Below are 18,006 nucleotides of genomic sequence, written 5' to 3'. Positions count from 1 at the left end.
TCAGCTCACCTTGTTCCGGTTCATGTCCTTGATCAGGCGGTTCAGGTCACCACCGCGGGCATCCAGCATGGCCCCGACCTCGGTCCGTTCGGTCAGCAGCATATTCACGCCTTCGATGAACATGTTGAAGAACTTGTCGCGCCCCGACTTGTCCGAAACAAGGAAGGTCACTTCGAACGGCGACGATCCCTGCAGCTTGACCGAGGTGCGAACCTCGTACCCGGCCTTGATTTTGCGGGCATTGCGCACGGTGACCTGACCGCCGATGAATTCGCGGAAACGGCGACCGTATTTGTTCGAGATATAGCCCTGAAATGCGCTGGTAAATTGCTTCAGTTGCGCAGGGCTGGCGGACCGGCCATCGGCCCCAAGCACATAGCGCGCCATGATCGGCACGTCGGCATATTTCACGAAGATTTTCTCAAAATCCCGGATCATCGCTTTTTCGGACTTACCCGAGGCGATCACGCGGTTGATTTCATCCACGACACTGACAACCAGTGCCTTGGCGCTGGCTTCGGTCTGGGCAAAAGCAGGGAGGGCGGTCATCAGCGCCCCGGCCAGGCCGGTGGCGATGAAACCGCGTCGGTTCAGATGGTTACTCGGCATAGGGGTCCTCGTAGGGGTCTAGGTAGGGGTCCCTGACAGGGTCGGTCCCGGTTTCGGCATAGGGATCGTCATACAGACCCAAATAGGCCTCTTCATCGTCCCTTGCCAGTTCAAAGCGCCGGTTTTGCAGGTAGATGGTCTGTGCCTGCCTGTAACTGTCGGCGCTTTCGTACAGGATTGAATCAACCGTGTCCGAGAACCGGCCCCGATCCCCCATGCGGCGTACAACCTCGGCGTAGACGCCAATATTGTCGACCGGGCGAACGGGGGTAAAGTTGATGGGGTTCGAGAACAGATTGACAATCACGCCGATTGAATCCCGCTGGGTTGACGGGCCATAGAACGGCAGTTCCACATAGGCACCTTCGCCGACGCCCCAGACGTGCAGGGTTTCGCCGAAGTCCGTATCCACCGGCGGCAGATTCAATTCGCTGGCAGGATCGGACAGGCCCGCGCCGCCGACGGTAGTGTTGATCACGAACCGCAGAAGGGCATTCCCGGATTGTTTGAGATTGCCTTGCAGCAGGTAATCCAGCGCCTGCCCCGGCATCGTCAGGTTTTCGGCGAAATGGTTAAAACTGGTGACCATGGGATCAGGGACGATCTTGACGTATCCCTTCGAGGCCGGGCGGAACAGGAACCGGTCAACGCCCAGATTGAACTTGTGGATGCCCCGATTGGCATTTTCGTAGGGGTCGAAAGTTTCCCCCGGAGGCGTTCCTTCGGGTGGGCGTGTGGCACATGCACCAAGAACTGCCATAAGGGACAGGACGATCACGGGCTTTAAGCGAATTCTGCTCAACACGGTTTTTGCCACTCCAACATGCTCGGATGCGATACAGCCGAACGCTTAATCAATACTGGTTCTGGCCGCGCAGGGGCGGCTCAATTTGATGACACATAGGTGTTTCACAAATACATTGAAACAGCCAGCGTTTAACCCGCACGAAGGGTCAAGGTAAAGTGACCAGAGAGGAACACTCTGGAATAAGAGAAGTTATGCTTAGTGCGCCTGCAACCCCAAAACCGCCGGTTTCGTGCTTTTCCAAATCCCTGAACCCGGTTAGCGTCCACCCGAGTCGAATTTAGGTGAGGATCATCACATGAGCATCGCAGCAAAACTGGAAAGCCTGGGCGTCACTTTGCCGGACGCGCCTGCTCCGGCCGCCAACTACGTCCCCTTCGTGCGTATCGGGAACATTGTCTATGTCTCGGGCCAGATTTCAAAGGATGACGGCCTGATTACCGGTAAGCTTGGCGATGACATGGATATCGAGGCCGGTGCCGCCGCGGCGAAGGTCTGCGCGATCAACCTGTTGGCACAGGTCAAGGCGGCCTGCGGTGGGGATATCGACAAGCTGGTGCGCGTGATCAAGCTGACCGGGTTCGTGAATTCGACCGCTGATTTCACTGCGCAGCCGCAGGTGATCAACGGCGCATCCGACTTTCTGGTCGAGGCGCTGGGCGAAGCGGGCCGCCATTCACGCTCGGCCGTCAGTGCTGCGTCGTTGCCGCTGGGCGTTGCGGTTGAAATCGAAGGTATCTTCGAGATCGCATGACGCCAGCTTTACCAGCCGCGTTCCTGCAGGCCCCGATCGCGCATCGGGCCTTGCATGACATCTCGGACAACCGCCCGGAAAACAGCCGGGCGGCCATTCGCGCAGCGATTCAGGTCGGATATGGAATCGAGATCGACCTGCAACTGACAGCAGACGACCGGGCCGTGGTGTTCCACGACTATGATTTGGCGCGTTTGACCGGCCAGTCGGGTCCCATCCGGCAGGTTTGGTCGACTGAGGCTTCAAAGCTGCCGTTGCTGTTTGGCGATGACGGCATTCCAACACTGGACGAGGTGTTGGACATCGTCGCGGGCCAGGTTCCCCTTTTGATCGAGCTCAAGGATCAGGATGGCGCCATGGGACCCAATGTCGGCCCGTTGGAGCACGACACCGTCCGCGCCTTGCAGGGCTATGACGGCCCTGTGGCACTGATGTCGTTCAACCCCAATTCGGTGGCGGAACTGGCGCGTATCGCTCCGCACTTGCCGCGTGGGATCACAACCTGCGCCTATGAACCGAAGGTCGAGCTGTTGCCGCAGGACGTTTGCGACCATCTGCGCGGCATTCCGGATTTCGACCGGGTCGGAGCCAGCTTTATCAGCCACGAAGCCGCCGACCTGGCGCGCCTTCGCGTGTCCGAGTTGAAGGCGCAGGGCGTTCCGATCCTGTGCTGGACCGTCCGCACGCCCGAACAAGAGGCAGAGGCCCGCAAGGTTGCCGATAATGTGACCTTCGAGGGGTATTTGGCCGACCATCCGGGTTGAACCCAACCCTGTCCGTCACAGATAAAGACCAGACGCGGAGGGCACATGGATCAGGCACAGATTGAGGTTCGGGTACTGAATTCACTCGCGCAGATTCCTGCGGCTGAGTGGGACAGTTGTGCCTGCCCCGAAGCCTTGGACGGGGGGCGCCCGTTTGATCCTTTCACCACGCACCGGTTTCTGCTGGCTTTGGAAGAAAGCGGTTCGGTGGGGCGCGGTACCGGCTGGCAGCCGCAATATCTGACCGCCTATCTGGACGGGATGCTGATCGGGGCGGCGCCGATGTATGCCAAGTCGCATTCTCAGGGCGAGTACATCTTTGATCACAACTGGGCACATGCCTATGAAAACGCGGGCGGGCGCTATTACCCCAAGCTGCAGATCGCGGTGCCCTTTACGCCGGCCACGGGACGGCGGTTTCTGGTGCGGCCGGGTTATGAAGGGGTCGGTATGTCCGCTTTGGTCCAGGGGGCGGTGCAGCTGGCGGCGGACAATCAGGTCTCATCCATCCACGCGACCTTCTGCACCGAAGCAGAGGCCGCTGTGGGCGAAGAAATGGGTCTGATGGTTCGTCATTCCCAGCAGTTCCACTGGTTGAATGACGAATACGGTGGTTTTGATGGGTTTCTTGCGGCGCTGTCGTCGCGCAAACGCAAGAATATCCGCAAGGAACGCGTACAGGCTTGCAGTTTTGGCGGTGAGATCCGCACCTATACCGGCGATGACCTGCGGCCTGAACACTGGGATGCGTTTTGGCGGTTCTATCAGGACACGGGGTCACGTAAGTGGGGCATGCCGTATCTGACGCGACAATTCTTTGATATTGCGCATGAAACCATGGCTGACGACATGGCTTTGGTGTTGGCAGAGCGCGAAGGATACCCGATCGCAGGCGCGTTGAATTTCATCGGGCGTGAGACACTATTTGGCCGGTATTGGGGGTGCGTCGAACACCATGCCTGCCTGCATTTCGAACTGTGCTATTATAGGGCGATCGACTTCGCCATTTCACAGGGCTTGGCGCGGGTCGAAGCTGGTGCGCAAGGGGAACACAAGCTGGCGCGCGGCTATCTGCCTACACGCACGCACAGCCTGCATTGGGTGAACGACCCCGGCTTTGCCGATGCTATCAAGAAATATCTGGACGCCGAGGCCCACGCAGTGGGAGAAGAGATCGAAATTCTAACGGATTACGGCCCGTTCAGAAAATCGAACCCGGAGGAACAGCAATGACCGAACTATTGTCGACCGAGACCCGCGGCCCCCTTCTGGACCCGCTGTTCAAGAACGGCTGGACCATGGTCAAGGACCGGGATGCGATTACAAAGACCTTCATTTTCGAAGATTTCGTCCATGCGTTTGGTTGGATGACGCAGGTGGCGATTTTTGCTGAAAAGTGGAACCATCACCCTGAATGGTTCAATGTCTACCGCACGGTCGAAGTGACGCTTTCAACGCATGACGTCGGCGGGCTGTCGTCGCTTGACGCAAAACTTGCCCGCAAGATGGACAGCCTGGCCTAGCCGCGATCCCCGCGTGAGCCCATGCCTCCGGCAAGGCTGGCGACTTCACCCAGACGCCTGAATTCGGCAGGGGTAACCGTGCCGTCGCTGACATCAATATTGCCGGGTATTCCGGTTCGACGGTTCCCGACCATGCGCACGGATCTGGCGGCAGGGTTGATCTCGAGGCAACGCGACTCATAACAGGTCAGGCCGCTGGTGCTGATCTGAATTTGTTGTTGGCCGTCGGGACCTGTGACCACGGGTGCTTGTGGCACATCGCAGGCCGCAAGTACGCCAAGAACACCCAGAGTAAACCACTTGTTCATTGCACGCTCCTGTCCGGTTCGACCGACGCTAGTCCAACTGTCCGTTTCCGTTCTGATCGGCAGATGAAAAATCCTCATTCATCTGCGCGTCGTATTCTGCACGAGAGATAAGGTTGTCCCGGTTGCGGTCAACGCTTTGGAATTGTTTTATGTCCAGAAACGGCTTGGCCTCTTCCAGACCAAGGGTGCCGTTCTTGTCCTCGTCCATTGCCTGAAACGCATAATCGGAAAAGGCGTTGAACTCGTCCTTGGACAGGAATCCATCGTTGTTCGCGTCGATCGCTTTCAGCTCATTTTCATGCAGTTCTGCAGTGGTTTCGGCCGTTGCGGTCCCTGCCAAAAGTGTCAGGCCAAGTGTCACCAACCCAAGTTTCATGACGCGTCCTCTCAGCATGTGAACCTCTGACCTTCGATCCCGCCAACCGCAGCACCTGCCGCTGTCAAGATCGTCTTGCCGGACCCGCCGCCAAACTGGTTGCCGATCACTCCGCCCAAAAGCGCCCCGCCAACCGTGCCGCTGAGACACGCGATCTCATGCTGGCGGGCGGCTTGTTGTTGCGGGGTGGGGGCCGGACCGCAAGCGGCCAATGCGCCTGCTGTGCCCAGACAAAGGGCAAAAACCTTGAGCCTCATAAACAACTCCCTGATGAATACAGGTCGAGTATTCGCGCAACGGGGCAGTCTATCAAGTTAAATAGAGGTTTTGGCCCCGGATGTGCCGGGGCCAGACCGCGTCAGATAACGTCCAACAGGCCCTCACCGGCCGAAATTTCACATGCGCCGGGGTTTTCTTCCAGATTTAGAGCCGTGACCTTGCCATCCTCGACCAACATCGCATAGCGCTTCGACCGCGCGATCAGCCCGGCGGGCGGGGCGTCGAAGTCCATGCCGATGGCTTTGGTGAATTCGGACGCAGCATCGGCCAGCATGGTCAGGCCCGCATCAGACGCGCCGGTGGCCTCGCCCCAGGCTTTCATCACGAAGGGGTCGTTGACCGAGACACAGATGATCTCATCCACGCCTTTTGCGCTGAATTGGTCCTTGGTGCGCATGAAGCTGGGCACATGGGCCGAATGGCAGGTGGGTGTGAACGCGCCGGGCACGGCGAAAATCACTACTTTGCGCCCTTTGGTCTTATCTGAAATCCGAACCTCTTCGGGGCCTTCTGCACCCATCTGGGTTAGGGTGGCGTCGGGCAGCGTGTCACCTGTTGAAATCATTTTTATGCTCCTGTCGTTTGGATTTGCAGAGTCGGGCTTAGCCGCAATATAGGTGGTCGCGTGGATCAGGCCACGGGAATTCGACAGGGTGAGGGAAAGATGAGCCATATTGTCGTAATTGGTGCCGGGCAGGCGGGTGCATCGCTGGTGGCGCGGCTGCGCAAGGATGGGTTTGCAGGCGATATCACCCTGATCGGGGCCGAGCCGCATTTGCCCTATCAGCGCCCCCCCTTGTCCAAGGCTTATCTGCTGGGCGAGATGGAGTTGGAGCGTCTGTTCCTACGCCCCGAGAGTTTTTATGCCGAGAACAACATCACTCTGCGTCTGGGTCAGCGCGTGACCGCGATTGATCCGCAGGCCAAGACTGTGTCGCTGGGCGATGAGGTCATGCACTATGACGAATTGGCCCTGACCACCGGGTCGGATCCGCGTCGCCTGCCTGCTGCAATTGGCGGTGATCTGGCGGGCGTGCATGTGGTGCGCGATCTGGCCCATATCGACGAGATGGAGCCGGGCGTGACCGACGGCGCCCGTGCGCTGATCGTGGGCGGCGGCTATATCGGGCTTGAGGCTGCGGCGGTTTGCGCCAAGCGTGGGGTCAAGGTGACCCTTGTCGAGATGGCCGACCGTATCCTGCAACGTGTGGCCGCGCCCGAGACCAGCGACTACTTCCGCGCGCTGCATACGGGGTATGGGGCTGATATCCGCGAGGGCGTCGGGCTGGACCGTCTGCTGGGCGAGGATGGCAAGGTGACAGGGGCGGTTCTGACCGATGGGTCAGAGATTGACGTTGATTTTGTTGTTGTGGGCGTGGGCATCGCACCTGCGACCCAACTGGCCGAGATGGCAGGGCTGGAGCTTGATAACGGCATCAAGACCAACGCGCATGGGCGCACATCCGATCCGTTTATCTGGGCGGCGGGGGATTGCGCGTCTTTCCCTCATGCCGGGGGGCGTATCCGTCTGGAAAGCGTGCCCAACGCCATTGATCAGGCCGAGATCGTGGCCCAGAACATGCTAGGGGCGGCCAAGGATTATACTGCGACACCGTGGTTCTGGTCGGATCAGTATGACGTCAAGCTGCAAATCGCCGGTCTTAACACCGGCTATGATCGCGTTGTGACCCGGCGGGGTGAGGGGCAGACCGTGTCCTTCTGGTATTACAAGAGCGATCAGTTGATCGCGGTGGACGCTATGAACGACCCGCGCGCCTATATGGTCGGCAAACGTCTGATTGATGCGGGCAAAACGGCTGATCCCGCCGTGGTGGCCGATCCCACAGCGGACCTTAAACCGCTGCTCAAAGCGTGAGGATCATTGCCGGAGAATTCCGCGGCCGGGCTTTGGCCTCGGTCGGTAAGGGCGATGCGGGCGCGCATTTGCGGCCCACAACCGATCGGGTGCGCGAAAGCCTGTTCAACGTGCTGACCCATCAGATCGACTTTGACGGGCTGCGCGTGCTGGACTTGTTCGCGGGCACCGGCGCGTTGGGGTTTGAGGCGCTGTCGCGCGGGGCGGCCCATGTGACCTTTGTTGACGATGGGCGCGTGGCGCAGGGTCTGATCCGCAAGAATATCGACCTGACGCACAGCGCCGACCGAACCCGGTTGATCCGCCGCGACGCGACCCGGTTGGGTGACAATCCCGACGCGCCTTACGATCTGATCTTCCTTGATCCGCCTTACGGCAAATCCATGGGGGAAAAGGCAATCGGCGCGCTGCGCGGCTGGATCGCCGATGACGCCCTGATCGTGTGGGAAGAAAACGCGCCCATGCCGCCGCCCGAAGGATTCACCCTGCAAAACAGCCGCAAATATGGCGATACGCATATCACGTTGATGTGGAAGGGTGTCTCGGATGCATAAGGCGTGCCTTTGGGGAACTTGGTTGATTGTGTTAGGCTGTGTTCATGGACCGTGTATTGACCCCTCCGATCTGGGCATCGTCACATGAGGCCGCAGCCGATACCGGCCCCGCGCGCAAACCGATGCGCGCGCCGGTCTTCATCCATGACGCGGTGACGCCTTGGGGGTCTGAAACACTGCTCTTGAAACTCTGGCGCGATCAGGACGCCGATCAAGACGAATAGGTCGGGTGGAACTTGTTGCCCGGTGACAGGGTGAAGATGTCAAACCCATCTGCCGTCACGCCCACCGAATGTTCGAACTGCGCGGACAGGGACTTGTCGCGCGTCACGGCCGTCCAGTCGTCGGACAGGGTCTTGGTTTCGGGCCGCCCAAGGTTCACCATCGGTTCGATCGTGAAGAACATGCCCTCTTCCAATACCGCGCCCGTACCCGGCCGGCCATAATGTAGGACGTTGGGCGGTGCGTGGAAAACACGCCCCAGACCGTGACCACAGAAATCACGCACAACGCTCATGCGATGCGCTTCGACATAGGCCTGAATCGCGTGGCCGATATCGCCGAACGTGTTGCCCGGCTTGACCATCTCGATCCCCTTGAACAGGGCGTCATGCGTTACCTGAATCAGGCGTTCCGCCTTGCGGGGCAGTTTGCCCGCGACATACATCCGCGAGGTGTCTCCAAACCAGCCGTCGACGATGACGGTGACGTCGATATTCAGGATATCGCCATCCTTTAGCCGCTTGTCGCCGGGAATGCCGTGGCAAACCACGTGATTGACGCTGATACAGCTTGCGTGCTGATAGCCCTTATAGCCGATGGTGGCCGATGTCGCGCCTGCGTCCTCGACCATCTGGGTGATCAGGCCGTCAATCGCCCCGGTGGTCTGACCGGGAAAAACATGCTCAGCAATGTCATCCAGAATCCGCGCAGCCAAGGCCCCTGCCGCGTGCATGCCGGCAAAGTCGCCCTGTTCATAGATGCGGATACCGTCCTTGGTCAGACGGCCACGATGTTCCTTCATCGGTGCGAGGCTCCAAATGTTTCGCGCAGCATTTCTTTTACGCTGCTTGTGCAGAAAGTACCAGAGGGCGATGGGTCGCGGGTTTTTTCAACTGTTCAAATGGCGTTGAGCACGGGAATTTCAAGCAAAGGTCTCTGTCTGCCTCTGTTATGCTGCGCCAGCACTGTTTTCCGTTCAGCGTGGCAGAATGAAGATTCTTGATGTGAACAGATGGCTTGTTTTCGCTGTGGCGGTCTTTCTGGGCGGCTGCCGCGAGGACCATAGAACCCTGACAGCGCAGGAGTTGGCGTCGGAACTGAACATCAGCCGAAAGATTGCGTTTGAGCGGTTCCATATCTCTGGTACCGCCACTCTGCGGCGCGACGGAAGCTTCGAGGCCACAGTCCCCCATCTTGGGCGCGACACCGGAACCTGGTGGCTGGACGGTGACAAAATCTGCAGCCGGTGGGCGAACTTCCGACAAGGGCAAGAGCTTTGCGCCGTGGTTGGTCAAAGCGAAGATGGTCAATTTCGGGGAAAAAGCCCGATAAGCGGTTCATTTCTGGGAAATTTTCGCTTCTTGAACTGAGCCGGATTTTGCAAGCCCCCCGACCCTATGATCGAGGGCGCTTGCAGTTTTTTGTTTGTCTCAGACGCAAGTGTAGAAAATGAAATGCACGGGGCGGACTGACCCGTCGGCCTGCGTTCTGTTGCTGACACCAAGGTCTTTTTTGATTGCGACTTGTCCGGTTAGCCTTGGGCTGGCCTGACCTGCGCAGAATGCTGCAACGCGGCGTCTGACTTCGGGCTCGGTCACTTCGTCAGGGAAGAAGCCGATTTCAATGGTCTTGTAAACGCCACCTGATTCCAGTGGAAATGCCAGATCCAGACCTTGTTGGTCAGCAGGGTTTGGGAAAACACTTTGAACCAGTGTGGCACGGCGGGTTGCCGCCGCTTGGGGGTCCACGGAACAGGCGGTCAGGGTGAGCGCGGCGATAAGTACGGAAAATGTCTTTTTCATTGATGTCTCTGATATTGCCTCGGAACTGGAAGGCCGGATTCTGTCGTGTCAGACCCACCCTTCAAGTTGTGTGTGCTGCTGCAGTGTGGCACTTTTAAGGCGAGTGGCGGTCAATTTTTCACGCGGCTTTCAGAAGTGATCCGACCCTGAAAAAGTGTTCGACTGCGACTTAGACCAGAGGCTTAGGTAGTACCCAAACACCTTCGGGTGAGATGCGTGTCGTGTAGACCAGACGTTCCACCCCTTGCGCCTGAACGGTATTAAACGTGTCGGCATAAGTTGGGTCTATATCGGCGGCCAACGAAAACCGGTCGCAATCTGTGCGCTGCACAAGGTACAGCATGATCGCCCGGTGACCCCGTGCCACCATCGCCGACAGCTCGCCCAGATGTTTGGTGCCGCGTGCAGTGACGCTGTCGGGGAATTCCGCCAGCCCCGGCTGGCGCGACAGGGTCACACTTTTGACTTCGACATAGGCATCTGGAAGGCCGGGTTGGGTCAGCAGAAAGTCGATGCGGCTGTTTTCGCCGTATTTCACCTCGGGGCGGACGGTTTCATAGGCGGCCAGTTCAGGGATATCCCGCGCCTCCAAGGCTGCGCGCAGGGCTTTGTTCGGAACGGACGTATCGACGCCGGTGAAATGGCCGTTTTCATGATCGACCAGCCGCCAGCCGTATTTCAGCTTTTTCTTCAGGTCGTCATTGGGTTCCAGCCAGATTTTCTGCTCTGGTTCCGCCAGACCCATCATCGACCCCGGATTGGCGCAATGGGCGGTCACCTCGCGCCCGTCCTCCAGCCTGCAATCAGCCAGAAAGCGTTTGTATCGGCGGATCAGGCGGGCGGGGACAAGAGGGGTTTCAAATCGCATGGCCAAGGGCCTATACCTGCCCAAAGGGTCGATCAAGAGGGGGGCACGTGCCATGGCCAATCCAACCGCCGCAATGCTGGTGATCGGGGATGAGATCCTGTCGGGCCGCACGCGCGACGCCAATATGCACTACCTTGCCGGTGAACTGACCAAGCTGGGCATTGACCTGAAAGAGGTGCGGGTCGTCAGCGACGAGGCCGCCGCAATCGAAGCAGCGGTCAAGGCGCTGTCTGCAACCCATGACCACGTCTTTACCAGCGGTGGGATCGGTCCGACCCATGACGACATCACTGCCGACTGTATTGCCCGCGCTTTCGACGCGCCGATTGATATTCGTGACGACGCACGTGCCCTGCTTGAGGCGCATTACGAGAAATCCGGGCTGGAGCTGAATGCGGCGCGCCTGCGCATGGCGCGCGTCCCTGACGGTGCAGCGCTGATTGACAATCCGGTTTCAACTGCACCGGGCTTTACTATCGAGAACGTTCATGTGATGGCCGGGGTTCCTTCGGTATTTCAGGCAATGGTCGCCAGCGTTCTGCATGGGTTGACCCGCGGCAGCCCGCTATTGTCGCAAACCCTGCGGGTGGATCGTGGGGAAGGCGACATCGCCGCGACGTTGTCCGTGTTGGCCGAGGATTTTCCGGACCTTTCCATTGGCAGCTATCCATTTCAGGTCAACGGCGTATTCGGGTCCAATGTTGTTATCCGGGGGACCGACGGCGCGCGCGTTGACGCGGCCACTACCCGACTGGCGAAAGAGCTGGACCTTTGACGCTGCACTGGGGCGACGTGGTCGATGGCACTTGGCCAGCTGCCGAGTACAAGATGCAGGGCCCGTTTCGGTTGCGGCGGGGGCTGGGCGGGGGTTCTCGTGTTTCGGCTGCAAGTGCACTTGCCCCGGCGGCAATAGCTGACATTGAAGAGGCCGAAGCTGCGATGCAGGCCATGGGGCAAAAGCGCATATTCTGTATTTGGCAGGGGGATGAGGTGCTGGACCGACAGCTTGCGAACCGTGGGTATGACGTTTTGGACCCGGTCAACATCTATTCCTGCCCGGTTGAACATCTGACGGTTATCCCGATCCCCCGTGTCACGGCCTTTGCCATCTGGGATCCGTTGGCAATCATGAACGAAATCTGGGCCAAGGGGGGTATCGGCCCCGACCGTCTGGCCGTGATGCATCGCGCACCGGGGCCGAAAACCGGGCTGTTGCTGCGGCACGCGGACCAGCCTGCGGGAACTGCTTTTGTCTCGCTGCATGACACGATCGCCATGGTGCACGCGTTGGAGATTTTGCCGTTGCACCGTCGTCATGGCTTGGGCCGGTGGGCTATGCGCGCCGCGGCGTTCTGGGCGCAGGAGCAAGGCGCTGAAACGCTTAGCGTGATCTGTACCAAGGCAAATGATGGGGCTAACGGTCTCTATCATGCGCTTGGGATGGAGATCGTCGGAGAATACCATTACCGTCAGCTTACCCAAGGAGAGAGCCCGACGTGACTGATCACACCCTGCCAACAGCCCTGAACCTGCCGATGGCCGACCCTCTGCCGCCTGAAACCCAAAAGTACTTTGATATCTGCGTCGAAAAGCTGGGTTTTGTGCCAAACGTACTAAAGGCGTATGCGTTCGATATCGACAAGCTGAATGGCTTTACGGGGATGTATAATGATCTGATGTTGGGCGACAGTGGCCTGTCCAAGCTGGAACGTGAGATGATCGCCGTTGTAGTCTCGGCCATCAACAAGTGCTTTTACTGTCTTGTGGCCCATGGTGCAGCGGTCCGGCAATTATCTGGCAATCCGCAACTGGGTGAGATGTTGGTGATGAACTACCGTGTTGCCCCCTTGGACACGCGTCAACGCGCCATGTTGGATTTTGCGGCAAAGATGACGACCGCCAGTACCGAGATCGAAGAACCTGACCGTCAGCACCTGCGTGACGCGGGTTTCTCGGACCGCGATATCTGGGACATTGCCAATGTGACCGGCTTTTTTAACATGTCCAACCGGGTTGCCAGCGCCACGGCGATGGCCCCCAATGAAGAATATCACGCGCAGGCCCGATGATCCGAAACCTCACCCTCATACTGGCCCTGTGGGCTGGGCCGACTGCCGCGCAAGACCTGACGATGTCTTCTGGTTCGCGTCTGGTCAGCGACAGGACCAGTGCTCTGGACAGCTATGACATGCCAACCGGGGTATTTGCCGACGGCTCTGTGCCCGCCCGAACGGTCGAAGGCCGGGTTGAGCGTTTGACCTGGCGCTTGCAGGCGGGGTCCAGCACAACGCTGCAGTTGCTGGAACCGCTGCGGGATCAGATTCAGGCGCAAGGGTTCGATGTGTTGTTTGAGTGTGAGGCGCGCACCTGCGGCGGCTTTGACTTCCGCTTTGGAACCGAGGTTGTGCCAACGCCCGACATGTATGTCGCCATTCAGGACTATCGCTTTTTGTCCGCCACGCGCGGGGACGAGGCGTTGAGCCTGCTGGTCAGCCGCAACCCGCCCGATGGTTATGTTCAGATGATCCGCGTGTCGCCTGCAGATGCCGAGGCCCCTCCGCCGCTTGTTATCGAAGAGACAGTGGAACAGTCGCAGGGGTTGCTGGCTGATCTTGAACAGAACGGTCATGTCATTCTGGACGATCTGCATTTTCGCACCGGTGAGATCACGTTGGGCGACGGCCCCTTTGCGTCGCTTGCGCTGATCGCTGCATATCTGAAAGACAACCCGGCGGTGCGGATGGCCCTTGTGGGCAACACAGATGACACCGGCACGCTCGAGGCAAATATCTCGGTCAGCACAGGGCGGGCTCAGGCGGTTCGCGTCCGCCTGATCGAAAAACATGGTGTCGCGGCAGACCGGCTTGAGGCGCGCGGTATCGGTTATCTTGCCCCGTTGACCTCGAACGCCACGCCCGAGGGCAGGGACCTGAACCGCCGGGTCGAGGCGATTTTGTTGGTCAACTGATCCGTCACATCACCCACCACAGGTAAAGCGGCAATCCAACCGTGATGTTGAACGGGAACGAAACTCCCAGCGAAAGGGTCAGGTAAATCCCGGACTCGGCCTTGGGCAGCGCGATCTTCATTGCCGCTGGCACCGCGATGTAGGAGGCCGACGCGGATAACACCATCAGCAGGAACAGGCTGCCTTCGGACAGGCCGATCACTGCGCCGACGGCCCAGGCCATCATCGCTCCGATCAGGGGCATCAGCACACCAAAGCCAAACAGCCCCACCGACAATTTATCGCGGTTACTCAGCAGGCTCCGCCCGGCTGAAAGGCCCATGTCCAGAAGAAACAGGCAGAGGATACCGGTAAAGGGCGTCACGATGAATGGCGCGATCATCTGCATCCCCTCACCACCGGTTATGGCCCCGATGAAGAACGCACCGGTCAGCAGGACAATCGACCCGTTTGCCAGCAAATCGCGCCAAAGCCCTGCATCCTTGACGCCATTGCCATTTGATCTGTGGGCAAGCCACAGCGCGGACAGGATGGCGGGCACCTCCATCGCGGCGGCGACGGCGACCATGAACCCGTCATGGCTGAGGCCGACAAGGTCCAGCAGGCTTGTGGCGGTCACGAAAGTGACGATCGAAATCGACCCATAGTGCCCCGCGACCGCAGCCGCGTTCAGCGGGTCCAGCCGGGTCATGACCCGCAGCAAACCAAAGGCCACGAACGGAATGGCAAAGGACAGCGCCACGCCACCCAGAAGGGTTAGAAACAGGTGCAGGTGGATGCCATGCTCGGCCAGATTGCTGCCGCCTTTAAATCCGATGGCTAACAGCAGATACAGCGACATGAACTTGGCCGCACCCGCGGGGATCGAAAGATCGCTGCGCACAAAGGCGGCCAGCAGCCCAAGCGCGAAGAAAAGGATCGTTGGGACCAGCAAATTGCTGGACAGCGTGTCGATTACGGTTGGCATTTGCGGCTCCTGTCCCGGTTTTTGGGCTAGGTGCCTTGTCGAAATGTATTATCCCAATATTATCTTACTAAATTTAACATAGTTTGAGGCTATGAAGTGCGCCCAACCCTGCGTCAGCTTGAATATATCGTCACTGTCAGTCGCCTTGGCCGGTTCGGGCTTGCAGCAGACGTGCTGAATGTCAGCCAACCCAGCCTGTCAGCGCAGATATCGGCAGTAGAACAAGAGCTTGGCCTGCGCATTTTCGAACGGAACAGGGGCGGTGTTCACGCGACGGCCAAAGGCGAGGCGTTCATTTCACGCGCCCAAAAGATATTGGCCGAGGTTCAGGACCTGCGCCACGCAATGACCAGCGACGCGCCGGTCGGCGGACGGTTGAGGTTGGGCGTTTTGCCTTCAATTGGCCCGTATCTATTGCCGCAGGCCATCAAAAAGATTCACCAGGATCGGCCGGGCCTGCGGATTGTTGTGCGCGAAGAGAATACACGCGATCTGGAACAGGGGCTAAAGGCCGGACGCTTTGACCTGATAATCTCAACCCCCGAAGATCATCCCAACACGATGCAGCAGCGTCTGTTCAATGAAACCTTGTGGATCGGCGTGGCCATTGACGACATGCTGGCGCGGGATTTGCATGGCGTCACCGCCGAAGACCTGCGCGACCGCCTGATTCTGACGCTGGATCAAAGCCATCGTCTGTCCCGGATCGTATATGCGCTGGCCGCCGAGTGTGGCGGTGTCGTGTCGGACGAATATGAAGGAACAACGCTGGATTCGATTGTATTGATGGCGGCGTCGGGGGTCGGAGTCGCCGTCTTGCCCGATTTGTACGCCCGTCGGCAGGGTATCTACCGCGATGAGGTTCGGTTGCGCCCCTTGGCTATTCCAAATGCCAATCGCGATATCGCGTTGTTGGCGCGCCGTGGGGAAGACGACCTGCCCGGCCGGAATATTCTGACGCAATCTCTGCGCGCGGTTGCACGCGACATGGGGTTGACGGTTTCGCCTGAATAAAAAAAGACCCGCACAACATGCGCGGGTCGTAAAGTCTTCACCGGGGAGAAACTACCAATCCATCGGGCCCTTGTCATTGAAGGACTCGACCAGAAAATCAATGAATGCCCTTACTTTAGGCTGTGTGAAACGGCCGGGCGGGTAAACCGCATAGACGCCTTGTACTTCGTCGGGCAGTGACGGCATCGCATCCTGAACGCGGCCAGATTTCAGCGCGTCCGCATAAAGATAGCTGGGCAGATGGGCGATCCCAAGGCCCGAGATCGCCGCGTTCAGCAGGGATTGGCCGTCGTTGACGCTTAGCCAGCCTGCAGTACGGACCTGACGTTTTTCGCCCGAAGGCGCGGTCAGTTTCCATACATTGCCGGACGACTGGCTGGAATAGTGCAGCAGCTTGTGCTCGTTCAGATCGTCGATCTTCTGCGGGCGTCCGTATTTCTCGATATAGCTTGGGGCCGCGACCATGCGTTTCACGGTTTCCGTCAGCTTGCGGGCGCGCAGAGTGCTGTCTTCCAACTCTCCGATTCGAACGGCCACGTCAAAGCCTTCTGAAATCAGTTCCACATACCGGTTATTCAGAACCATGTTCACTGTGATATCCGGGTAAGCTGCCAGAAAACCTGACAAAACCGGTGACAGGTGGTTCACGCCGAAATCTGTCGCGACGCTGATTCTAAGCAACCCGGATGGTGCGGATTGCATCGAGGTCACCAAGGCGTCGGCTTCGCCCGCGTCATTCAGGACGCGACGTGCCCGGTCATAGTAGGCCAGGCCGATTTCTGTCGGCGAAACACGACGAGTTGTGCGGTTTAACAGGCGGGCGCCCAAGCGGGCCTCCAGGCTCGATACGTGTTTTGACACGGCCGACTTGGAGATGCCCATTTTCTTAGCCGCGTCGGTGAAGCCACCCTGGTCCACCACGTTGGCAAAGGCTTCCATTTCGGTCAGTCTGTCCATTCTCGTTCCCCAGGTATTGGTTCGTTGACCGATTTTTGCGACCAATCTGGGCGGAAACTGGGCAGACATGGGATAATATCAGGGATTTAATTCGGATCGTTTGCGTATAGGAAACGCGGAAACGATGGTTTCTTAATTCGCCACAAACTCAATACACGCAGGGTTTTATTGAAATTTGGCTAAATATGTTAAGATGAGCATGGCAAATTTGTGACCATGGAGAAGACAATGAGAGCTCTTTATACCATCGCTGCCCTGACCCTTTCCGCGACGCTTGCTTTGGCCGGAGGTGAGACACCTTCGAACCCGGATGCCGAGGTCTATTTCGTGAACTTGTCGGATGGAGATACAGTAAAGTCACCCGTGACGATCGTTTTCGGCCTAAGCGGAATGGGCGTCGCCCCAGCCGGAACAGAGAAAGAGAACACCGGCCATCACCACCTTCTGATCGACCGCCCACCGCTGGGTGAGGGGGAAGATGGCGCCGATGAGCTGTCCTATGGTCTGCCTGCCGATGACAACCACATTCATTTCGGCGGTGGGCAAACCGAAGTAACGCTGGACTTGGCCCCGGGCGAGCATACGCTGCAACTGGTGTTGGGGGATGCAGGCCATGTACCACATGCAACGCCGATTGTGTCCGAAGTGATTACGATCACGGTCGAGTAGGCTGTGCGCATTTGGTCGACCTATTTAGGCGACAACAGGTAGTAGGAAGACTCTGCGCGCCAGCGCCGTATTCAGCCGTTCTTTTTTATACCAATTGTTGAGGACAACCTTAGTCATCAAGTCGGGGTTTTCCTGTGAGAACGCTGCAAAGTCATCTGATTGCCCATTGGCAAGACGCTCGGCAATCAGACTCATGAACGCGTAAGTAATCGTCAGATTGAACTTGTCAGGGTCACCTGCCTTGGCTGCAAGCGATCGGATTCCTTTGGCGTAGGTCGCCGCGGCATCGATGAAATCATACTTGCGCAGCAGATCGTATGCGACTTGCACGTGTTCGGCATGTCCGAATGTAGTGTTGTCGATGGCGTGTGCTTCAAATGCGTTAGTGATATCGGCGCTCATTCACTGTCCTCCTTGAAGCGATGGCTGTCTTGGGATGTCCAGTCGAGGTCATAGACACTTTTGAGTTGCTTGATCTTCTCCAGCGTTTCCTCGGAAAACGCCGGTTTGTTTTCAAAACTATGCAGGGCCATGCCTTCGATTAGATCGCTCAGGGTCATGTCCAGCGACTCTGCCAGCCCCTTCAGAACTTTCAAAAGCCGTCTTTCGATTCGAATTCCAGTTTGGATACGTACTATTTTCTGATTCATTTGTTGTACATGTACATATGTACATAAGGAGTCAAGCGGCA

27 protein-coding genes are annotated in these 18,006 nt (G+C 58.3%); 14 read left to right on the top strand and 13 right to left on the bottom strand.

Features of this window, described 5'->3' with window-relative positions:
- Both RUESEDTHA_RS05890 and RUESEDTHA_RS05885 read right to left on the bottom strand, forming a co-directional pair.
- Positions 1-609, bottom strand: a complete 609-nt coding sequence (locus RUESEDTHA_RS05890) for a phospholipid-binding protein MlaC (protein WP_180885226.1) — start codon at positions 607-609, stop codon at positions 1-3.
- Positions 599-1,369, bottom strand: coding sequence for a VacJ family lipoprotein (locus RUESEDTHA_RS05885; protein WP_171123229.1), 771 nt, complete (start codon positions 1,367-1,369; stop codon positions 599-601). Before RUESEDTHA_RS05885 ends, RUESEDTHA_RS05890 begins: the two co-directional genes overlap by 11 nt.
- 343 nt (positions 1,370-1,712) lie before the next feature.
- Here RUESEDTHA_RS05885 and RUESEDTHA_RS05880 point away from each other — a divergent pair, with 343 nt between their 5' ends.
- The 4 genes from RUESEDTHA_RS05880 to RUESEDTHA_RS05865 are packed head-to-tail and all read left to right on the top strand — an operon-like array spanning position 1,713 to position 4,455.
- On the top strand, positions 1,713-2,168 hold the full coding sequence (locus RUESEDTHA_RS05880) for a RidA family protein (protein WP_180885224.1): 456 nt from the start codon (positions 1,713-1,715) through the stop codon (positions 2,166-2,168).
- Complete coding sequence (locus tag RUESEDTHA_RS05875; RefSeq protein WP_180885222.1) at positions 2,165-2,932, top strand: glycerophosphodiester phosphodiesterase family protein; 768 nt, start codon at positions 2,165-2,167, stop codon at positions 2,930-2,932. Before RUESEDTHA_RS05880 ends, RUESEDTHA_RS05875 begins: the two co-directional genes overlap by 4 nt.
- 45 nt (positions 2,933-2,977) lie before the next feature.
- Positions 2,978-4,165 carry a GNAT family N-acetyltransferase gene (locus RUESEDTHA_RS05870; RefSeq protein ID WP_180885220.1) on the top strand — a complete coding sequence of 396 codons (1,188 nt, stop codon included), beginning with the start codon at positions 2,978-2,980 and terminating at the stop codon, positions 4,163-4,165.
- Positions 4,162-4,455, top strand: a complete 294-nt coding sequence (locus RUESEDTHA_RS05865; protein WP_170387748.1) for a 4a-hydroxytetrahydrobiopterin dehydratase — start codon at positions 4,162-4,164, stop codon at positions 4,453-4,455. Before RUESEDTHA_RS05870 ends, RUESEDTHA_RS05865 begins: the two co-directional genes overlap by 4 nt.
- On the opposite strand, the gene RUESEDTHA_RS05860 is transcribed toward RUESEDTHA_RS05865, so the two are convergent.
- The 4 genes from RUESEDTHA_RS05860 to RUESEDTHA_RS05845 all read right to left on the bottom strand — a co-directional run bounded on the left by RUESEDTHA_RS05860 (position 4,452) and on the right by RUESEDTHA_RS05845 (position 5,983).
- The gene (locus RUESEDTHA_RS05860; protein WP_171122999.1) at positions 4,452-4,763 is read right to left on the bottom strand and encodes a hypothetical protein; all 312 of its coding nucleotides are present in this window, start codon (positions 4,761-4,763) and stop codon (positions 4,452-4,454) included. The two genes, RUESEDTHA_RS05865 and RUESEDTHA_RS05860, sit on opposite strands and share 4 nt — an antisense overlap.
- A gap of 28 nt (positions 4,764-4,791) precedes the next feature.
- Positions 4,792-5,157 carry an EF-hand domain-containing protein gene (locus RUESEDTHA_RS05855; protein WP_180885218.1) on the bottom strand — a complete coding sequence of 122 codons (366 nt, stop codon included), beginning with the start codon at positions 5,155-5,157 and terminating at the stop codon, positions 4,792-4,794.
- The gene (locus tag RUESEDTHA_RS05850) at positions 5,151-5,396 is read right to left on the bottom strand and encodes a glycine zipper 2TM domain-containing protein (RefSeq protein ID WP_180885216.1); all 246 of its coding nucleotides are present in this window, start codon (positions 5,394-5,396) and stop codon (positions 5,151-5,153) included. The genes RUESEDTHA_RS05855 and RUESEDTHA_RS05850 overlap by 7 nt, the downstream gene beginning before the upstream one ends.
- 101 nt (positions 5,397-5,497) lie before the next feature.
- Complete coding sequence (locus tag RUESEDTHA_RS05845) at positions 5,498-5,983, bottom strand: peroxiredoxin (RefSeq protein ID WP_171211657.1); 486 nt, start codon at positions 5,981-5,983, stop codon at positions 5,498-5,500.
- A 99-nt stretch (positions 5,984-6,082) separates the two neighbouring features.
- Here RUESEDTHA_RS05845 and RUESEDTHA_RS05840 point away from each other — a divergent pair, with 99 nt between their 5' ends.
- Genes RUESEDTHA_RS05840 through RUESEDTHA_RS05830 form a run of 3 tightly spaced genes read left to right on the top strand, consistent with a single transcriptional unit; the run spans position 6,083 to position 8,072 of the window.
- Positions 6,083-7,294: an NAD(P)/FAD-dependent oxidoreductase gene (locus RUESEDTHA_RS05840; RefSeq protein ID WP_180885214.1), complete on the top strand. Its 1,212-nt coding sequence runs from the start codon at positions 6,083-6,085 to the stop codon at positions 7,292-7,294.
- On the top strand, positions 7,291-7,848 hold the full coding sequence (gene rsmD, locus RUESEDTHA_RS05835) for a 16S rRNA (guanine(966)-N(2))-methyltransferase RsmD (protein ID WP_180885213.1): 558 nt from the start codon (positions 7,291-7,293) through the stop codon (positions 7,846-7,848). The genes RUESEDTHA_RS05840 and rsmD overlap by 4 nt, the downstream gene beginning before the upstream one ends.
- Positions 7,849-7,892: 44 nt before the next feature.
- On the top strand, positions 7,893-8,072 hold the full coding sequence (locus RUESEDTHA_RS05830) for a hypothetical protein (RefSeq protein ID WP_180885211.1): 180 nt from the start codon (positions 7,893-7,895) through the stop codon (positions 8,070-8,072).
- Here RUESEDTHA_RS05830 and map read toward each other — a convergent pair.
- Positions 8,060-8,872 (bottom strand): type I methionyl aminopeptidase, encoded by an 813-nt coding sequence (gene map / locus RUESEDTHA_RS05825; RefSeq protein ID WP_171124164.1) that lies wholly within the window; start codon positions 8,870-8,872, stop codon positions 8,060-8,062. The genes RUESEDTHA_RS05830 and map overlap by 13 nt on opposite strands.
- A gap of 187 nt (positions 8,873-9,059) precedes the next feature.
- Between map and RUESEDTHA_RS05820 the strand changes: the two genes are divergently transcribed.
- Complete coding sequence (locus RUESEDTHA_RS05820) at positions 9,060-9,440, top strand: hypothetical protein (protein WP_180885208.1); 381 nt, start codon at positions 9,060-9,062, stop codon at positions 9,438-9,440.
- Between the two features lie 60 nt (positions 9,441-9,500).
- Here the strand turns inward: RUESEDTHA_RS05820 and RUESEDTHA_RS05815 are convergent, their stop codons facing one another.
- Positions 9,501-9,872 carry a lipoprotein gene (locus RUESEDTHA_RS05815; RefSeq protein ID WP_180885207.1) on the bottom strand — a complete coding sequence of 124 codons (372 nt, stop codon included), beginning with the start codon at positions 9,870-9,872 and terminating at the stop codon, positions 9,501-9,503.
- Between the two features lie 169 nt (positions 9,873-10,041).
- A complete protein-coding gene (sfsA, locus tag RUESEDTHA_RS05810) occupies positions 10,042-10,740 on the bottom strand; it encodes a DNA/RNA nuclease SfsA (protein WP_180885205.1) in 699 nt (232 codons plus the stop codon).
- Between the two features lie 52 nt (positions 10,741-10,792).
- On the opposite strand from sfsA, the gene RUESEDTHA_RS05805 reads away from it, so the two are divergent.
- From RUESEDTHA_RS05805 to RUESEDTHA_RS05790, 4 genes are read left to right on the top strand one after another with little or no spacing between them, the layout of a single operon-like run.
- Positions 10,793-11,515 (top strand): molybdopterin-binding protein, encoded by a 723-nt coding sequence (locus RUESEDTHA_RS05805; protein WP_180885928.1) that lies wholly within the window; start codon positions 10,793-10,795, stop codon positions 11,513-11,515.
- Between the two features lie 53 nt (positions 11,516-11,568).
- Complete coding sequence (locus tag RUESEDTHA_RS05800; RefSeq protein WP_180885930.1) at positions 11,569-12,240, top strand: GNAT family N-acetyltransferase; 672 nt, start codon at positions 11,569-11,571, stop codon at positions 12,238-12,240.
- A complete protein-coding gene (locus tag RUESEDTHA_RS05795) occupies positions 12,237-12,809 on the top strand; it encodes a peroxidase-related enzyme (protein ID WP_180885203.1) in 573 nt (190 codons plus the stop codon). Before RUESEDTHA_RS05800 ends, RUESEDTHA_RS05795 begins: the two co-directional genes overlap by 4 nt.
- Entirely contained in the window at positions 12,806-13,708 is a 903-nt protein-coding gene (locus tag RUESEDTHA_RS05790) for an OmpA family protein (protein ID WP_180885201.1), read from the top strand. Before RUESEDTHA_RS05795 ends, RUESEDTHA_RS05790 begins: the two co-directional genes overlap by 4 nt.
- 4 nt (positions 13,709-13,712) lie before the next feature.
- On the opposite strand, the gene RUESEDTHA_RS05785 is transcribed toward RUESEDTHA_RS05790, so the two are convergent.
- The gene (locus RUESEDTHA_RS05785) at positions 13,713-14,675 is read right to left on the bottom strand and encodes a sodium-dependent bicarbonate transport family permease (protein ID WP_180885199.1); all 963 of its coding nucleotides are present in this window, start codon (positions 14,673-14,675) and stop codon (positions 13,713-13,715) included.
- A 96-nt stretch (positions 14,676-14,771) separates the two neighbouring features.
- On the opposite strand from RUESEDTHA_RS05785, the gene RUESEDTHA_RS05780 reads away from it, so the two are divergent.
- Positions 14,772-15,689 (top strand): hydrogen peroxide-inducible genes activator, encoded by a 918-nt coding sequence (locus RUESEDTHA_RS05780; RefSeq protein WP_180885197.1) that lies wholly within the window; start codon positions 14,772-14,774, stop codon positions 15,687-15,689.
- A 51-nt stretch (positions 15,690-15,740) separates the two neighbouring features.
- Here RUESEDTHA_RS05780 and RUESEDTHA_RS05775 read toward each other — a convergent pair whose 3' ends face one another.
- Positions 15,741-16,646 carry a LysR family transcriptional regulator gene (locus RUESEDTHA_RS05775; protein WP_171122965.1) on the bottom strand — a complete coding sequence of 302 codons (906 nt, stop codon included), beginning with the start codon at positions 16,644-16,646 and terminating at the stop codon, positions 15,741-15,743.
- 228 nt (positions 16,647-16,874) lie between these two features.
- Between RUESEDTHA_RS05775 and RUESEDTHA_RS05770 the strand changes: the two genes are divergently transcribed.
- The gene (locus RUESEDTHA_RS05770; RefSeq protein WP_255431630.1) at positions 16,875-17,315 is read left to right on the top strand and encodes a DUF4399 domain-containing protein; all 441 of its coding nucleotides are present in this window, start codon (positions 16,875-16,877) and stop codon (positions 17,313-17,315) included.
- A 24-nt stretch (positions 17,316-17,339) separates the two neighbouring features.
- Here RUESEDTHA_RS05770 and RUESEDTHA_RS05765 read toward each other — a convergent pair whose 3' ends face one another.
- Together RUESEDTHA_RS05765 and RUESEDTHA_RS05760 are read right to left on the bottom strand one after the other, a co-directional pair.
- Positions 17,340-17,717 (bottom strand): hypothetical protein, encoded by a 378-nt coding sequence (locus RUESEDTHA_RS05765; protein ID WP_180885193.1) that lies wholly within the window; start codon positions 17,715-17,717, stop codon positions 17,340-17,342.
- Complete coding sequence (locus RUESEDTHA_RS05760; RefSeq protein WP_255431629.1) at positions 17,714-17,911, bottom strand: hypothetical protein; 198 nt, start codon at positions 17,909-17,911, stop codon at positions 17,714-17,716. The genes RUESEDTHA_RS05765 and RUESEDTHA_RS05760 overlap by 4 nt, the downstream gene beginning before the upstream one ends.
- Between the last annotated feature and the right edge of the window lie 95 nt (positions 17,912-18,006).

Source organism: Ruegeria sp. THAF57, assembly GCF_903914075.1.
Classification (GTDB): Bacteria; Pseudomonadota; Alphaproteobacteria; order Rhodobacterales; family Rhodobacteraceae; genus Ruegeria.
The sequence above is the reverse complement of the archived record's forward strand: the minus strand, read 5'-3'. Positions and strand labels throughout refer to the sequence as shown.

Coding starts and splice junctions, on each gene's coding strand:
- RUESEDTHA_RS05820 (WP_180885208.1), top strand. CDS start 9,060: ATGAAGATTCTTGATGTGAACAGATGGCTTGTTTTCGCTGTGGCGGTC.
- RUESEDTHA_RS05845 (WP_171211657.1), bottom strand. CDS start 5,983: ATGATTTCAACAGGTGACACGCTGCCCGACGCCACCCTAACCCAGATG.
- RUESEDTHA_RS05805 (WP_180885928.1), top strand. CDS start 10,793: ATGGCCAATCCAACCGCCGCAATGCTGGTGATCGGGGATGAGATCCTG.
- RUESEDTHA_RS05880 (WP_180885224.1), top strand. CDS start 1,713: ATGAGCATCGCAGCAAAACTGGAAAGCCTGGGCGTCACTTTGCCGGAC.
- RUESEDTHA_RS05890 (WP_180885226.1), bottom strand. CDS start 609: ATGCCGAGTAACCATCTGAACCGACGCGGTTTCATCGCCACCGGCCTG.
- RUESEDTHA_RS05770 (WP_255431630.1), top strand. CDS start 16,875: ATGAGAGCTCTTTATACCATCGCTGCCCTGACCCTTTCCGCGACGCTT.
- RUESEDTHA_RS05765 (WP_180885193.1), bottom strand. CDS start 17,717: ATGAGCGCCGATATCACTAACGCATTTGAAGCACACGCCATCGACAAC.
- RUESEDTHA_RS05875 (WP_180885222.1), top strand. CDS start 2,165: ATGACGCCAGCTTTACCAGCCGCGTTCCTGCAGGCCCCGATCGCGCAT.
- map (WP_171124164.1), bottom strand. CDS start 8,872: ATGAAGGAACATCGTGGCCGTCTGACCAAGGACGGTATCCGCATCTAT.
- RUESEDTHA_RS05785 (WP_180885199.1), bottom strand. CDS start 14,675: ATGCCAACCGTAATCGACACGCTGTCCAGCAATTTGCTGGTCCCAACG.
- RUESEDTHA_RS05855 (WP_180885218.1), bottom strand. CDS start 5,157: ATGCTGAGAGGACGCGTCATGAAACTTGGGTTGGTGACACTTGGCCTG.
- RUESEDTHA_RS05865 (WP_170387748.1), top strand. CDS start 4,162: ATGACCGAACTATTGTCGACCGAGACCCGCGGCCCCCTTCTGGACCCG.
- sfsA (WP_180885205.1), bottom strand. CDS start 10,740: ATGCGATTTGAAACCCCTCTTGTCCCCGCCCGCCTGATCCGCCGATAC.
- RUESEDTHA_RS05800 (WP_180885930.1), top strand. CDS start 11,569: ATGCAGGGCCCGTTTCGGTTGCGGCGGGGGCTGGGCGGGGGTTCTCGT.
- RUESEDTHA_RS05790 (WP_180885201.1), top strand. CDS start 12,806: ATGATCCGAAACCTCACCCTCATACTGGCCCTGTGGGCTGGGCCGACT.
- RUESEDTHA_RS05840 (WP_180885214.1), top strand. CDS start 6,083: ATGAGCCATATTGTCGTAATTGGTGCCGGGCAGGCGGGTGCATCGCTG.
- RUESEDTHA_RS05815 (WP_180885207.1), bottom strand. CDS start 9,872: ATGAAAAAGACATTTTCCGTACTTATCGCCGCGCTCACCCTGACCGCC.
- RUESEDTHA_RS05870 (WP_180885220.1), top strand. CDS start 2,978: ATGGATCAGGCACAGATTGAGGTTCGGGTACTGAATTCACTCGCGCAG.
- RUESEDTHA_RS05885 (WP_171123229.1), bottom strand. CDS start 1,369: ATGGCAGTTCTTGGTGCATGTGCCACACGCCCACCCGAAGGAACGCCT.
- RUESEDTHA_RS05775 (WP_171122965.1), bottom strand. CDS start 16,646: ATGGACAGACTGACCGAAATGGAAGCCTTTGCCAACGTGGTGGACCAG.
- RUESEDTHA_RS05860 (WP_171122999.1), bottom strand. CDS start 4,763: ATGAACAAGTGGTTTACTCTGGGTGTTCTTGGCGTACTTGCGGCCTGC.
- RUESEDTHA_RS05830 (WP_180885211.1), top strand. CDS start 7,893: ATGGACCGTGTATTGACCCCTCCGATCTGGGCATCGTCACATGAGGCC.
- RUESEDTHA_RS05850 (WP_180885216.1), bottom strand. CDS start 5,396: ATGAGGCTCAAGGTTTTTGCCCTTTGTCTGGGCACAGCAGGCGCATTG.